This window comes from Synergistaceae bacterium (assembly GCA_031267575.1).
In the GTDB taxonomy this organism is placed as follows: domain Bacteria; phylum Synergistota; class Synergistia; order Synergistales; family Aminobacteriaceae; genus JAIRYN01.
The window spans coordinates 65824-80849 of sequence record JAIRYN010000051.1 but is presented as its reverse complement, the minus strand read 5'-3'; the positions used below and the strand labels follow the sequence as shown (position 1 = coordinate 80849).

General features: G+C 52.9%; 14 protein-coding genes. 12 read left to right on the top strand and 2 right to left on the bottom strand.

The window, feature by feature from the left end; all coding sequences use genetic code 11:
• Positions 1–29: 29 nt before the first annotated feature.
• Positions 30–980, bottom strand: a complete 951-nt coding sequence (locus tag LBJ36_08435) for a hypothetical protein (protein ID MDR1379066.1) — start codon at positions 978–980, stop codon at positions 30–32.
• Between the two features lie 69 nt (positions 981–1049).
• Positions 1050–3623 (bottom strand): leucine--tRNA ligase, encoded by a 2574-nt coding sequence (gene leuS / locus LBJ36_08430; GenBank protein MDR1379065.1) that lies wholly within the window; start codon positions 3621–3623, stop codon positions 1050–1052.
• Between the two features lie 261 nt (positions 3624–3884).
• Between leuS and LBJ36_08425 the strand changes: the two genes are divergently transcribed.
• The 12 genes from LBJ36_08425 to codY all read left to right on the top strand — a co-directional run bounded on the left by LBJ36_08425 (position 3885) and on the right by codY (position 14996).
• Positions 3885–4691 (top strand): Nif3-like dinuclear metal center hexameric protein, encoded by an 807-nt coding sequence (locus LBJ36_08425; protein MDR1379064.1) that lies wholly within the window; start codon positions 3885–3887, stop codon positions 4689–4691.
• A 192-nt stretch (positions 4692–4883) separates the two neighbouring features.
• The gene (gene trpS / locus LBJ36_08420) at positions 4884–5927 is read left to right on the top strand and encodes a tryptophan--tRNA ligase (protein ID MDR1379063.1); all 1044 of its coding nucleotides are present in this window, start codon (positions 4884–4886) and stop codon (positions 5925–5927) included.
• 18 nt (positions 5928–5945) lie between these two features.
• Entirely contained in the window at positions 5946–6749 is an 804-nt protein-coding gene (locus LBJ36_08415; protein MDR1379062.1) for a segregation/condensation protein A, read from the top strand.
• Complete coding sequence (gene scpB / locus LBJ36_08410; protein MDR1379061.1) at positions 6721–7362, top strand: SMC-Scp complex subunit ScpB; 642 nt, start codon at positions 6721–6723, stop codon at positions 7360–7362. The genes LBJ36_08415 and scpB overlap by 29 nt, the downstream gene beginning before the upstream one ends.
• Positions 7337–8071 carry a pseudouridine synthase gene (locus tag LBJ36_08405; GenBank protein ID MDR1379060.1) on the top strand — a complete coding sequence of 245 codons (735 nt, stop codon included), beginning with the start codon at positions 7337–7339 and terminating at the stop codon, positions 8069–8071. The genes scpB and LBJ36_08405 overlap by 26 nt, the downstream gene beginning before the upstream one ends.
• Positions 8072–8095: 24 nt before the next feature.
• Entirely contained in the window at positions 8096–8986 is an 891-nt protein-coding gene (locus LBJ36_08400; protein ID MDR1379059.1) for an HDOD domain-containing protein, read from the top strand.
• The gene (gene cmk / locus LBJ36_08395; protein MDR1379058.1) at positions 8987–9655 is read left to right on the top strand and encodes a (d)CMP kinase; all 669 of its coding nucleotides are present in this window, start codon (positions 8987–8989) and stop codon (positions 9653–9655) included.
• Between the two features lie 91 nt (positions 9656–9746).
• A complete protein-coding gene (locus tag LBJ36_08390) occupies positions 9747–10376 on the top strand; it encodes a 1-acyl-sn-glycerol-3-phosphate acyltransferase (GenBank protein MDR1379057.1) in 630 nt (209 codons plus the stop codon).
• 226 nt (positions 10377–10602) lie between these two features.
• Positions 10603–11508 carry a YicC family protein gene (locus LBJ36_08385; protein MDR1379056.1) on the top strand — a complete coding sequence of 302 codons (906 nt, stop codon included), beginning with the start codon at positions 10603–10605 and terminating at the stop codon, positions 11506–11508.
• Positions 11509–11870: 362 nt separating this feature from the next.
• Entirely contained in the window at positions 11871–12413 is a 543-nt protein-coding gene (gene hslV, locus LBJ36_08380) for an ATP-dependent protease subunit HslV (GenBank protein ID MDR1379055.1), read from the top strand.
• Positions 12414–12418: 5 nt separating this feature from the next.
• The gene (gene hslU, locus LBJ36_08375) at positions 12419–13861 is read left to right on the top strand and encodes an ATP-dependent protease ATPase subunit HslU (GenBank protein MDR1379054.1); all 1443 of its coding nucleotides are present in this window, start codon (positions 12419–12421) and stop codon (positions 13859–13861) included.
• A gap of 277 nt (positions 13862–14138) precedes the next feature.
• Entirely contained in the window at positions 14139–14996 is an 858-nt protein-coding gene (gene codY / locus LBJ36_08370) for a GTP-sensing pleiotropic transcriptional regulator CodY (protein ID MDR1379053.1), read from the top strand.
• Positions 14997–15026 lie beyond the last annotated feature (30 nt).

Sequence of the window (15026 nt, the reverse complement as noted above, 5' to 3'; positions counted from 1 at the left end):
AGCCTCCCGTGAAGAGGTCGCTAGCGCGATTACCGGCTTATATTTCCTGGTTTTCCGCTTAGAAGACGCCAGAGAGCGACCTCGAAGCCAATCCATCCCTCGGCGGCGGAGGTTTTTTCCAGGTAAGAAAGCCGCATGAGGCTCAACATGAAACGTTTGATGTTTTCGCCCCCAAAGTGTCCGAGGGCGTTTCGTGCCATGCGCAACGCGTATTCCCGTGTCGCGCCCACGGCAGAGAGAGCCTTTTTCTCCGCTGTGGAGGAAACGCAGGCGATGTAGAGCGCCGGGCGCAGGCGATTGTAAAGGGCAGTCAAAAGCGGCAGAGGGGAAGGGTCCGCCTGAAGGTACTTCAGCGCGTTCATTACGTCTTTAGGGCGCGCTTGGCAAACGCCGTCCAGAAAACGCAGAAGGGAATTGCCCCCCTCGTCGAAGGAAAGCCGCTTGACGAGTTCAACGGTGATAGGTTCTCCTTCCGCCACGCACAGGACCAGCTTTTCCAGCTCCGACCGCAGCTCCTCCAGAGACTCCAGAGACTCCGCCAGAAGAGCGGCCGCCGCGTTATCCAGATGGCAGCGTTTTTCCAGCGCCAAATTGAGAAGCCACTCCCTTCGCCCCCAGGGAGGGATGGGGGCATCGGCGCGAATGAAGGTTATTTTTTGCGAGATCTCTTTCGCGAAGACCTTTTTCGTATCCCCACCGAAGACGGCGACAATCACGTCGTCCGCCTCGTTTTCAAGAAAATCGACGAGAGAGGGCGGAAAAGCGCCCAGTTGTTCCGCCTCCTCCACCACCGTGATTCTCTTTTCGTCGAAAAGCCCCCCACTGCGTGAAGCCGCTATAATACCTGGCCAGCCTCCCGATGATAAAATGGCTTCGAACTTGCCGGTCAAAACGTAGCCTTTTTTCGAGAGGTCCACCAGTAGCTCCTCCAGTTTACGCCTCTGGCTCTCGTGGCCTTCGATGGCGATCAGACGCGGCATGGGAGTCTACGACTAACAACCAGTACAGACGCGCGGCCACACATCTCGACAATTCATTAACTCATCAACTCAGCCTTTTACGACGATATTGACCAGCTTATCGGGGACAACGATGATTTTGAGGATTTCCTTGTCGGCGATTTTCTCCTGAACCTGGGGAGCGGCAAAGACGGCCTCCTTCAATTGGGCCTCATCCAAACCCGCCGCCATAGGCAACTTGGCCCGCACCTTGCCGTTCACCTGTACGACAATCGTCACGGAATCCGCCACAAGGGCGTCGTCTTCGGGAACGGGCCAGGGTGTTCGTGAAAGGAGGTTTTCGTTACCGTTACCCAGCATTTGCCACAGCTCCTCGGCGATATGGGGGCTGAAGGGCGAAAGGCAGTTCAGCAGAACATCCACGGCCTCGCGCAACAGCCGGTGCCCAACGTCGTCCGTCGGCTCCAGTTTGGGCGCGAAGGTGTAGAGAGCGTTGGTCAGCTCCATCAGACGAGCGATGGCGGTGTTGAACTGTTTTTCTTGGTCGATGTCCCGGGTTACCGCGAATATCGTGTTGTGGATTTTGCGCTTGAAGTCGCGCTGCGCTGAGTCGGAAAGGCTCGCCATGGGCACGGGATCTGTTAGCGTATTTTTTCGCGTCAAGCTCTCCAAGTTCTCCTCCACGAAACGCCAGACTCGGCCCAGGAAACGATGGGCTCCCTCTACGCCTTGCTCCGACCAGTCCAAATCGTTTTGGGGCGGAGCGGCGAAGAGGATGAAAAGGCGCACGGTATCCGCGCCGTACTTGTTCACGATCTCCGTCGGGTCCACGACGTTACCCAGCGACTTCGACATCTTGGCCCCTTCTTTGATCACCATGCCCTGGGTCAAGAGATTCGTGAACGGTTCCCGAACCTCGGGTTTCATCAGGCCGATGTCCGACAGGAACATGGTGAAGAAGCGCGCGTAGATCAGATGGAGGCACGCGTGCTCGATTCCTCCGATATATTGGTCCACGGGCATCCAGTAGTTCGTGTCCGTGGGATCGAAGGGGGCATTGTCGTGGTTAGGCGAGCAATAGCGATCAAAATACCAAGACGAGCAAAAGAACGTGTCCATGGTCTCGGCCTCGCGCCGCGCTTTGCCGCCACAGGTGGGGCAGGTAGTTTCGAGCCACTCCGGCAGGTCTAGCAACGGGGAGCGGCCCACGTCCACTACCTCCACGTCCTCGGGCAGCAGTACGGGAAGCTGGTCCTCCGGCACGGGAACGACACCGCACTTGGGGCAGTGCACGAAGGGAATCGGCGTTCCCCAGTAGCGCTGGCGTGAGATCAACCAGTCCCGCAGACGAAAGTTCACCTCCCGCTTGCAGAGGTCTTCCCGCTCGCCCCAGTCGATCATCGCCTGAATAGCCTTCTGCGTCGGAAGCCCGTCGAACTGCCCGGAGTTGCAACTGACTCCGTCATCCTCGAAAGCGACCTCCATCGTGGCCCCATCGAGAGGCGCGTCCCCAGCGTCTTCCGGCTGAATGACCGGGATGATCTCGATGTTATATTTGCGGCAGAACTCGAAGTCCCGCTGATCGTGAGCGGGAACGCCCATGATGGCTCCTGTACCGTAGTCCATCAAGATGTAGTTGGCGATCCAGATGGGAATGGGTTTACCCGTAACGGGGTGAGCGCCGGTAAAAGGTGTTTTGAAACCCAGCTTCTCTCCTCCGACGGCGGAGCGTTCGATAGCGTTTTGGGCCATGACCTTCGCCACGAAGTCGGACATTTCTTTGGCTTTTTCTTTATTTACTTCTTTATTTACTTCTTTGTTCACTTCTTTATTTACTTCAGTCAGCTTGTCGATCATGGCCTTGACCAGCTCGTGCTCTGGAGCCAGGGCGATGAAGGTGATGCCGTACACCGTGTCGAAGCGAGTGGTAAACGCCTCAATGGTGTAGTCCAGTTCCGCCACCCGAAAAGAGAGCCTCGCGCCCTCCGAGCGCCCTATCCAGTTGCGCTGCATGATGCGAACGCGCTCCGGCCATCCAGTGAGCTGAGTGTCGATGTTGTCCAGAAGTTCTTGAGCGTAGTCGGTGATCTTGATGAACCACTGCTCCAGGCTTTTCTTGACGACGGGTGTCTCGCAGCGCCAGCAGGCCCCGTTCAGCACCTGCTCGTTGGCCAGGACCGTGCCGCAGGACTCGCACCAGTTGACGGGCGCGTTTTTACGGTAGACCAGCCCTTTTTTATACATCTGCAAGAACAACCACTGATTCCAACGATAGTAGGTAGGATTACAGGTCTCCACTCGTCGTCTCCAGTCGTAGCTGTAGCCCATACGCTTGAGCTGCGCCGTCATGTACTCGATGTTCTCCCAGGTCCAATCGTGGGGTTTCGTCTTATATTTGATGGCGGCGTTTTCCGCCGGCATCCCGAAGGCGTCGAAGCCCATCGGGTAAAGCACGTTCAGTCCTTTTTTGCGGAGGAAACGGGCAAGGATATCTCCCATAGAGTAGTTGCGTATGTGTCCCATATGCAAGGCACCGCTGGGATAGGGAAACATCTCCAAGCAGTAAAATTTAGTTTTGCCCGGACTGGTCTCCACCTCGAAGCTCTTTCGTTCCTCCCATATTTTTTGCCACTTTGACTCTATCGCCTGAAAGTCATAGCCCATCACACATTTCTCCTCCTTAAATCGAGCATCTGAACGTCGAAGAGGATTATAACGTTTTACTTTCTTTGTGGCAAAGGCGTCGGAAAGAGTGTAAAGCCGTCCAAAACGAAGGTCGCCCGCCCCTTTTCTCTGGGAGAGCGGCCTTTTTCGTGTAGATGTATAATTAAGAAATATGAGACCTGAACTGGACGTGACGCGGGAGAACTTCTGACCAATGCCGACCAGAAAGGTTTGGAGTTATGGATATTTTTATCGAATGAGGTGGGGTACGTGAAAGTCCGGGATATCCTTGCGAGAATCGATGCTATCGCCCCGTTCCGGTTGGCGGAGGAATGGGACAATGTGGGGCTGATGGTGGGAGATACTGAATGGGATATTCATCATCTGGGGCTCACGCTAGACCCTCTGCCTGATGCAATGGAAGAAGCCTTCCGCAAGGGATGTCAAGGCATACTCACCCATCATCCGCTTTTTTTCAAGCCCACTCACAGCATCGACCTGTCCTCCACCCTGGGGAGAACGATACAGATGGCGATCAAGGGAGAAATGGTGGTATTGACAGCCCACACCAACTGGGACAACGCGGAGAGCGGCGTCAGCCGGGTGTTGGCCAAAAAACTCAGGCTGAACACTATCACTCCCCTCGTTCAAGCCAAGCTCGTTCAAGCCAAGGAGGAAGTGGGGGGGGCGGGAGCCGTGGGAGACCTGGCCGCAGAAACCTCCATTCGCGAGGTCCTCGACAGGGTGAAAAGAGCGTGGAACTTGACGTGGCTCGACTATTACGGCCCGGTGGATGGCAATGTCACGCGGATCGCGTTGTGTGGAGGTTCGGGAGGAAATTTGTGGCCCAAAGCCCTGGCCATGAAAGCAGACCTCTACGTTACGGCGGACATGAAATACCACGATATCATTGATTGCCTACGCGCTGGGCTTCCGGTGGCCATCGTCGATCACGGAGAAATGGAAAGCGTGACCTTGGTGGAGCTAGCGTGGTATCTGTCGGTCCCAGGAGATCTAGAGCTAATGCTTCTCGATTGCAGAGCGCTCGACACGCCTTTGCGTCTTTAAGACGACAGCGAGATCATCTTTATCTATTCAATTTATATTTATTTATATTTAATTTATATTCAATTTATATCAAAACGCGTCAAGTTATTCAAAATGCGATTTTTCTCGGATTTTTCTCGTTAGCCTCAATCTTAATTTAGTCAATCTTAATTTAATCCGGCTTCATTTAATCTAAACAAGGTGGTTGTTGAAATGAACGTGGTTGTTGAAATGAACAAGGAAAGCAGACAAAAAAGCAAGGGCAGAGTTTTCAGCGGCATGAGACCCACCGGGCCGCTGCATCTTGGACACTTGGCGGGGGCTTTGACGAACTGGGTGGACCTTCAGGAGCAGTACGAGTGTTTTTACAGTGTCGCGGACTGGCACGCCCTGATGTCCGACTACGCGGATTCGAGCAAAACGCGTCAGAACTGCATGAGTATTTTACTGGACTGGCTCTCTGTGGGGCTCGACCCCGAGAAAAGCTGTCTTTTCGTCCAATCTCACGTACCTCAGCACGCGGAGCTGGCTCTCGCGTTGGGGATGATCACGCCCTTGGGTTGGCTTTACCGAGTCCCCACTTATAAAGAACAGATCCAAAACCTTCAGAGCAAAGACCTGAGTACCTACGCTTTTTTGGGCTATCCCGTCCTGATGGCCGCGGACATCCTGCTGTACAAGGCGGACAAGGTTCCGGTGGGGGAAGACCAGAGCGCGCACATGGAGTTGGCCCGCGAAATCGCGCGGCGTTTCAACCATTTTTTCGGAGAGAAGATCCTGCCCGAGCCTCAGACCATTTTGACGCTCACTCCAAAAGTTCCCGGCACCGACGGGAGGAAGATGAGCAAGTCCTATGGTAACTCTCTCTACATTTCAGAGGACACCAAGTCCATGTGGGACAAACTTCGGACCATGCTCACAGACCCGGCACGGGAAAAGCGCACGGACCCTGGCGACCCGGAAAAGTGCCCCGTGTGGGATATCCAGAAGGTTTTCAACAAAGACGCCGAACAGCGGGCGGAAATCGACAAGGGTTGCCGCACCGCGGGGATCGGCTGCGTCGATTGCAAGAAAATGCTCAATACCCATCTTGTGGTGATGATGGAACCGATGCGTGAGCGGCGTCTTCGGTACGAAAAAGACCCCGCTGTTTTGACCGATATTTTGGCGGAGGGAGGAAAACAGGCGGAGATCGTGGCTAGGGAGACCATGGAGGAAATCTACCCCGCTATGGGGCTGCTCCCGCTGATTCGTTGAGGGGTATTCGAGGAACTTATGCCGAAGGAAATTGTCGAGATTGTCATTGAGGGGTTTTCCGGCCCTCTGGATTTGTTGTGTCACCTGGTGGAAAACCGCCAGATGCAGGCATCCAAGATCAAAATGACGCAGTTGGTGCGTATTTACGGAGCGTATCTTTCAAAAACAAAAAAGGCTTCGATGGACACGTTGTCAGAGTTTTTCTTTATGATGGCGCGGCTTTTGTTGCACAAAACCCTTTCTCTTCTGCCGACCCCTCTGTCTACCCCGGAGGGACTTTTCGAGGAGAGCACAAGCGGAGACGCGGACCTGGAAATAAGCGGAGAAGAGCTGCTCGAACGCCTGACGCGATACCGCCCCTATCGCTTGGCGACTGCTTGGTTGGAGGAGCGGAAGACGCGCGAAAACCGCTATTATCGGCGTACCGTACCCAAAGAGGAGGCCTATCAGGGTGAACCCACTTACGACATTGGAGATCTTTATTTTCTCAGCCGCGTCTGGTGGGGACTGCTGGAGAAAAAGGCGGCTCGTCCCGCTTTGTCCAGTTTCGCCTCCGAGGATGAGGATATCGAAGAAGAATGGGACGGGATGCCCGAAGCTCTGCCCGAAGAATCCCAGATTCAAAGCCGCATCGCGGAGTTGGAGAACAAGCTGGCCGTGGGTTCTCAGCTTTCGCTCAACGTTTTATGGGCCTTGTCCCCGTCCGTCAAGGTGTTGGTGGTGACCTTGCTGGCCGTTCTGGAGATGTGCCGCATGGGTAAAGTCACGATAGAACAGGACGCTCTTTTTTCCGATGTCAGGATCCTCGCGAAAGACCGTTGACCCGAAATCGCTGTCAGTTTTGGCCGCGCAAATTGAGGCGTTGCTCTTTCTCGCCTCCACGCCCGTTCCAGAGAGCGAGTTGAAGGCCGTTTTTGGCCTTTCAGGACAGGAGATCACCTCCGCTCTGAGGGAGCTGGAAGAGCACCTCGCCTCAGGGCATGGGCTCGTCCTAAAGGTCTTGGCGGGGGGGTGGCTTTTGGAGACCAATCCCCATTTCGCGGAGGTGATGGCACTTTTCCGGGACACTACTCAGCGAGGGCGGATTAAGCTCAGCAAGGCGGCGGTCGAGACTCTTTCGGTGGTCGCCTACAATCAACCCGTCACGCGAAGCGAGGTAGAGGACTTGCGGGGTGTGCGATGTGAACGAGTCATAGAGACACTTTTGTCTCACGGACTCATTCGTATATCGGGGCGAAAGAAGGCCAGTGGTTCTCCGCTCCTCTATCGCACCACCGGCCGATTTCTCGAAATTTTCGGCCTCGGAGCCGTTGCGGATCTCCCCACGTTGAAAGAGCTGGATGAACTAGGGGCCGACCCGGAGGAGGCGGAGGCAGCCGGGGTAACCGAGATAGCGGAGAAAGACACCGATGTGGGGCAAACCGATGCGTCTTAACGCGTTTTTGGCCGAGTGCGGCGTATCCTCCAGGCGTAAGGCGGAACAGTTGATCCTGAACGGGGAGATACGCGTCAATGGTAAGATCGTCTTGGCCCCGTATCTGTCCGTAACGCCAGGAGTGGACATGGTGGAATACCAAGGGAAAAACCTGGAAGCGCTTCCGAAGGTCTACCTGGCGATGAACAAGCCTCCGGGGGTGGTGTGCGCTGTCACCGACAAATACGACCCCGTGGTGGTGGGTTTATTGCCCCAGGAGATGAAAAACGCCCGAGTATTTCCGGTGGGGCGACTGGACAGGGACAGTGAAGGACTGTTAATCTTGACCAACGACGGTTCTTTTGCCCAGAGCATTCAACATCCTTCCAAGAATGTGACGAAAGAATACGAAATTCTTTTGAACTTGGAGATTAACCACAAGCAATTGAAGCGCTGGAGATCGGGATTCGAGATAGAGGGAAAACTCGTGAAACCTATCGAGGTGGAGACGATGTGGAAAGAGCCCCAGGGGAGGTGGTTGCGTGTTGTCGTCGGCGAGGGATTGAAGCGGGAAGTTCGTACTATGGCGAAGCTGGCCGGGTTCAGCGTGTTGGTTTTGGTTAGGCGCAAGGTAGGATATCTGATTCTGAAGAAGCTGCAATTGGGCGAGTTTGTAGAATTGTCTTTTTCCGACCTGTGCACTAGAATATTTAAAGGCGGATCAGTTTAGCCCTTGCGCAAGGAGGACGCACCGATGAGTGAAATAGACGAACGTTCGAGAGAGCTGATTAAAACACGTATCATCAATAAGATGAAAGAAATTAAGTCATTTCCTCAATTTGTGGTAGAAACGCTACGAAAACTCAACGACCCCGCCAGTAGTGCTTCGGACGTGGGCGCAAGCCTGTCTAGGGATGAAGGTTTAGTCCTCCGCACGTTGAAATTGGCTAACTCGGCTGCTTATGGCATGTCGAGGAACATCTCCGATATTTCGGAGGCTATCGCGCTTCTGGGCTATAAGAACATCAGCAATATTGTTCTTGCCGCTACGGTTTATTCTGTTATGGACAAGGGGCTTTCGGGTTATGCTCTCGACCGTGGAGACCTATGGCGCCATTCATTGACGACGGCCTACGCCGCTCGGTATATCGCCCAGGCGACGAAAAAAGTTCCGCCAGAGGAAGCCTATGTGGGGGGGCTCCTTCACGACATCGGCAAAGTGGTGTTGAACGACTACGTGCGCTTCGGGTACGGCATCATCCTAAAGCTGGTGGAGGAAGAGCGCATCCCCTTCATCGACGCCGAGGTGAGGGTTCTGGGCTTCGACCATTCCGTGGTGGGTTCTCTTTTGGTGGAGCGGTGGGATCTTCCCGAAGCCTATTATTATTCGACGTTGTTGCATCACAGACCTAACGACTTGCTGCCTGACAAAGCAAAATTTCAGTCTGTGGTGGACGTTGTCACCGTGGCTAATTCCATGTGCTTGATGATGGGAATTGGGATCGGGGCGGACGGATTGCAAAACTATGTCTACCCGGAACCCATCGAGCGCCTGGGTATCGAGAACTACGAAGTCCTCATGTCGGAACTAGTCGATTTTGCGGGACAGGCGGCGCAGGAAATGGCAGACATGAGGGAACTGTAGATGAGCTTTGTTGTCACTGTGGACGGCCCCGCGGGAGCGGGAAAAAGTTCGGTAGCCAAGCGTTTGGCCAAACTATTGAACATCCGCTACCTGGACACGGGGGCTATTTACCGCGCTGTCGCCTATTTTTTGGATAAAAAAGGCGTCGTTCCCAGCGAAGGCCCGGCACTGAAGGAGAACGTGACATCCATAGGCGTTCGTATCGAGGGGGAAAGCCTTTTCGTCAACGGTGAAGAGGTGACTCAGTTTATACGCTCTCAAAATGTGGATTGTATTGTCTCCCGGTACGCGGCCCTTGAAACCGTACGAAACGCTCTGCTGAACCTGCAACGAAACCAGGCGAAGGATGGAGCGCTGATTGCGGAGGGACGCGATACAGGTAGTGTCGTTTTTCCAGACGCGGATATAAAGTTTTTTTTGACCGCTTCTCTAGAGGCTAGGGCGAAGCGCCGTTATCAAGAGCTTTTGGGAAGGGGAGAGGCTGTCGTCTATCAAGACGTAGTGCGTCAGATGTACGAACGAGACCGGACCGATAGTCATCGCGAGATCGCGCCCCTGCGAGAACCCAGAGGGGCTATTCGGATCGACACCTCCTCGATGGAAGAAAACAAGGTTGTGAACGAACTGGCTTTTATCATACGGAGTCGGATCACGCAAGATTTCGCCTAAAAAGGGCCTTTGCCCGTTCCGTGGTTCGACACTATAAGCAAAAAAGAAGAAGCAAAAGCAAAAAAGAAGAAGCAAAAAAGAAGGTGAGCCGGTGAGGTTCGAGAATATGTTTTACTTCGTAGTGCGGATGTTTTTTCAGTTTTTTTTCCTGCTGTATAATCGCCTTGCCATCAAGTGGACGGAACCCCTTCCGAAAGGCAAAAATGTCATTGTCGCCTGTAATCATTGCAGCAACTTAGATCCTTTAATTGTGGGCGTGGCTTTTCCCCGCCGTTTGCGTTATTTCGCCAAGGAAGAACTCTTTCGCCCATTTCTTTTTGGACGCATTATACGGATTTTGGGCGCTGTTCCCGTTTCACGGGCCGACAAAGCAGCAGCAGCAGCAGCTCTCAAGGGTTTTTTCAAATTTTTGAAAGAAGGGCAGGACGTCCTCATTTTCCCGGAGGGGGCTCGGTCTTCAAGTGGGAAATTACAACCCTTGGAAGGAGGGGTGGGTTTGATCGCCGCTCACGCGGAGGCGGTTATTTTGCCCGCGTTTGTCAAAGGGACCTACGACGCCATGTCGCCGGGCTCCAGCATAATCAAGCCCAAGAAAATAACCGTGACTTTCGGGAAGCCACTGAGTTTCGACCCTGAGTTTTATAAAAGCAAAGGAGCCCGTGATAAAATCATGACGGACCTGAGAAATTCCCTGCTCGCTCTTGAGGCCGCCAGCTCGTGAGCGAAACGAGCGCCAATTGAAACTGAAATTGGAAACTGAAATTGGAAACTGAAACGCCTCTCGTTTTGTTTTCCTATTGCCTTCCTAAAAAAACGCTTTTTCCATTTGTTAAAGACAAATTGTTAAAGACAAATTGTTAAAGACAAAATTTTTTGTATAAAAAGATTTCTTAAAGCGCCGGTCGATTTTTATTACTGACTCGACTGGCGCTGGATTGGAGGACGACATGTTTTTGAGCATGACTGGTTTCGGCCGCGCCTCTCGCGTTTTTCCCTGGGGCACGGTTACCTTTGAGTTGACCTCGGTGAATCATCGCTATCAGGAGCTCAGTGTTCGATTGCCAAAGGAACTTTTCTCTATTGAGGCGTTGATCGTCTCATTGTTACGTACCTCTCTGAGAAGGGGCAAAATTCGCCTAAGCGCAGAGATCGATTGGGCCAGCGGGTGCAAAGCGGGAAGGCTGGATGTGGAAGTCTTGCGCTCATACTGCAACTGCCTGCAAGAGGCGTTCGGGTTGACGAGTAGCCCGTCCCTTTCCGACCTGGCCCTTTTTCTGACTCTGCCCGGCGTTTGCGATGCCTCGCGAGTCGGCGGCGAAAACGGCGAAAACGGCGAAAAGGAAGGAGAAGAGGAAAAGGGAGCCTGGGGGCTTCTCATCGCGGCGGTGGTGGAGGCTCTAATAGAAATGAAAAAATACGAAGGCGCGAAGCTGGAGGCGGCCGTCCAGTCGGACCTCCAGGAGTTCGAAGGAGTGGTCCGCGCCCTTGCAGCACGGTGGAAAACAGCTTCCTCCGAGGCGTTGGAGACGTTGAAGACCCGCATAGAGAAGGTCATGGAGCGTTTCGGTCTGGAAATCGATCAAAATCGCGTCGCCCAGGAGGTCACCCTTCTCGCGGACAAGTGGGACGTTTCTGAGGAACTGGCGCGCCTTGCCAGCCACATCTCGAAATTCAGAGAGACGGCGTCGGGCACGGAGTCCGAGGGGAGAAAGCTCGACTTTTTGATTCAAGAGATGAACCGAGAGATCAATACGATGGGCTCCAAGGTGGGCGACGCAAAGTTTCGCTGGATGATCGTGGACGCGAAATCCTGTCTTGAACGTATACGCGAACAAATACAAAACGTAGAATAAAATATAGAAAATAGGCGGGTTGCATTTAAAGACGAAACCATTAAGATGGGCAGATGAATAGAAAAAAAATTGTCGACTTTCTAAATATATCAAAGACAAATTCGCCTCCGCGCTACTTTCATCAATTATGTATGAGTATGTATGAGGTGGATATGTATGAGGGGATTTGAGGTAGTTTATGGACCACCTTGAACAACAGTCTCGGAGCCGGTGGGAAAGCGGGCCCGTTTTTGCCGGACGACAAGGAAAGTCTTTGACGGCGCATAGTATGGCTACGACGCAGATATATCTGACGATCAGGGCTTCCTGGATGAAGGAGAGTTATATAGCCCATCATCCGCGAACCGATCTTGCAATGGGAGATGAAGATTCTGTTTGAGGGAACGACAATAGTGAGCGTGAGATTCGGGAAAGAGGTGGCCATGGCGGGGGACGGACAGGTGACGTTGGGCGCCCAGATCATCAAGTCCAACGCCAAAAAAGTCCGCAGACTTTACAATGGAACAGTTTTGGCGGGGTTCGCCGGAAGTACGGCTGATGCGATGACGCTTTTGGAGCGTTTTGAAAACCGCCTTGAGCAGTGCAAGGGAGATCTGATGAAAAGCGCAATTGAGCTGGTGAAGGAGTGGCGTATGGACAAGGCCCTGCGCCGCTTGGAGGCGATGATGCTGGTGGCGAACCGCGACGTGACGCTGCTTTTAAGTGGAGCGGGGGACATTATCGAGCCCGAAGGGGATGTGTCTGCCATCGGTTCGGGTTCCGGCTATGCCCTGGCTGCGGCTCGCGCCCTCCGTGAGGTGACGGATTGGCCTCCGTCACGAATTGCCAAGCGGTCAATTGAGATCGCCTCGGAGATATGTATTTACACCGACAACGTGGTGACGCTGGAGGTGTTGGGGGAGTGAGTGGAATGAACGACAAGAAAACTCTGAGTGCACCCCTATCTGGGGATGCGGCTTTGACCCCTTCCAGCGTCGTAGAGTATCTGGATCGTTATATTGTGGGACAAGACAAGGCGAAGCGCGCTGTGGCTGTCGCGCTTCGCAACAGAGTAAGACGCAAGAAGCTGCCCTCTGACATGGCTCGGGAGATCAGCCCCAAAAATATTCTCATGGTGGGTCCCACTGGCGTCGGTAAAACGGAGATCGCCCGCAGACTCGCCGCTCTAGTTCAGGCTCCTTTTGTCAAGGTGGAAGCCACGAAGTTCACGGAGGTCGGCTATGTGGGACGAGATGTGGAGTCAATGGTGCGGGACCTGATGGAATCCGCCGTGGCTATGGTCAGAAAGCGCATGTTGATAGAAGTACAGGACCATGCCAAGGAGCGGGCTGAACAGCGTTTGGTCGACGCGATGTTGCCACGAAGCGACAGAAAATTTTCCGTTCCAGATATCATGAGAGTCTTCGGGACCGCGGAAAGCTCTGATGATCGTGGAGACGAGGATCTGCCTTCCGAGGAGACCCAGAAAAACGACAGCACCCGCGCCAAACTTTTGATGATGTTGAAAGAGGGGCGCTTGGAGGACAGAGAGATCGATGTCGAGGTTTCGGAGAGCTCCGTAGTGGGGATTCCTATCCTGGGGGCCTCTGGTATGGATTCCATGGGAATCAATCTCAGCGAGATTCTGGGGGGTATGTTACCCAAAAAGTCCAAAAAACGCAGGATGAAGGTCTCCGAAGCGCGACGCATTCTCTCGGCCGAAGAAGCCGAAAAATTGATCGACACCGAGGTTTTGTCTCAGGAAGCCATGGAAAAGGCTCAAGAAGACGGCATTATTTTCCTGGATGAAATCGATAAAATCGTCGCCAAGGGCGGTGGAGGATCCAGCCCCGACGTCAGTCGTGAGGGAGTGCAAAGAGACCTTCTGCCTATCGTGGAGGGGTCGGTGGTGCAGACTCGTTACGGCCCAGTCAAGACAGACCATATTCTCTTTATCGCTGCGGGCGCTTTCACCGGCGTGAAGCCCTCGGATTTGATCCCCGAACTTCAGGGACGTTTCCCGATCCGCGTGGAGCTACAACCTTTGAGTTGGGAGAACTTGCGGCAGATCCTCACAGAACCTGAAAACAGCCTCCTGAAGCAGTACATCGCTCTGATCGGCACGGAGGGGACGGAACTGCTCTTTTCCGACGAGGCCACACGTGAGATAGCCGTACTGGCCAACACCATGAACAACGAAATGGAGGACATCGGCGCACGGCGCTTACACACAATGTTGGAGCAGCTCCTGGAGGAGATCAGTTTTTCGGTCTGCGACGAACCGCGCTCCTCGATCAAAATCGACGCGGATTTTGTTCACACTAGGTTAAATCCGTTAGTTGAAAATAGGGACATTCGCCGTTACCTTTTGTAAAAAAAACATTTATTATTTTTTAACAAAAAGTTTAGAATTATTTTTTATTTACTATAACAAAGAGCAGAAAGAATAATCGCTTAACCTATTTACGTATGAAAAGATTTATTTCGATATTTTTCGCGTGTTTTGAAAGGCATTTTGAACGTTACGTCGCAAAAGGAGAATTATGTAAAAAGCGATAGAAGACGAGGAGAGAAAGAGAAAATCATTATGTGCAGTAAGAACATGGCAGTAAGAGCAAAGAGAGATCACTTGAGGTAGAGGAGGCATAGGCATGAGCAGGAAAGCACAGAGTAAGGCCGACAATGTAAAGTGGGCCCCAGAAGGTGAAATGAACGAGGAATTTTTGGAGGGGCTGCTCGAAAAAACTCGACAGATAAGTCGCGCTCTTCAAAATCGGAGAGAAGGAGAGATGCTGGATTATGCCATGTTGGTCAAGTGGTTGTCTGAATTTTTGGAGACCGATGCGTATATTATAAGCAGAGATGGCAAGGTTCTAGGTCATGCCTGGGTTTCAGATTACGGTTCGGAAGTTCTTCTCGATGGAGAAGAAGAGGAATACCTGCCGAGGAAGTTTCTCGAAAAAGTGAACCGTTTTCGCGAGTCAGAGATCGATGACGAGGATATTTATCTGTTGGACAAAAACGCAGGTTCGGAAAGCCACCTTATGTGCGTTCCCCTCTTCTTTGAAGTGGCTACCAACCGTCTGGGTACACTGGTATTGACGCGTTCAGAGCAATCTTTCACCCTTAAGGACATGTTTCTGGCGGAGTACGCGGGAACTCTGGTGAGTATGGAAATGATGGGCGACAGGAGCAAAAATATTGAGGAGCGTTCCCGTGACAAAATCTCGGTGCAAAAAGCAATGCGAGCACTTTCCTACTCCGAGATGGAGTCCATGAAGCACATCATGGCCGAGCTGGGGGGAGAAGAAGGCGTTGCGATCGCCAGCAAGGTGGCTGATCGGGTGGGTGTGACCCGGAGCGTTATCGTCAACGCGCTTCGTAAGCTCGAAAGTGCGGGATTGATCGAGAGCCGCAGCCTTGGAATGAAGGGAACCTATATCAAAGTTTTGATTCCTCTCTTTGTAGAAGAATTGGGTTCGGCAACATCAGCTCGGGTAACTTACTGAAGTTTTATCGAAGTTTTATCAAAATCGCTA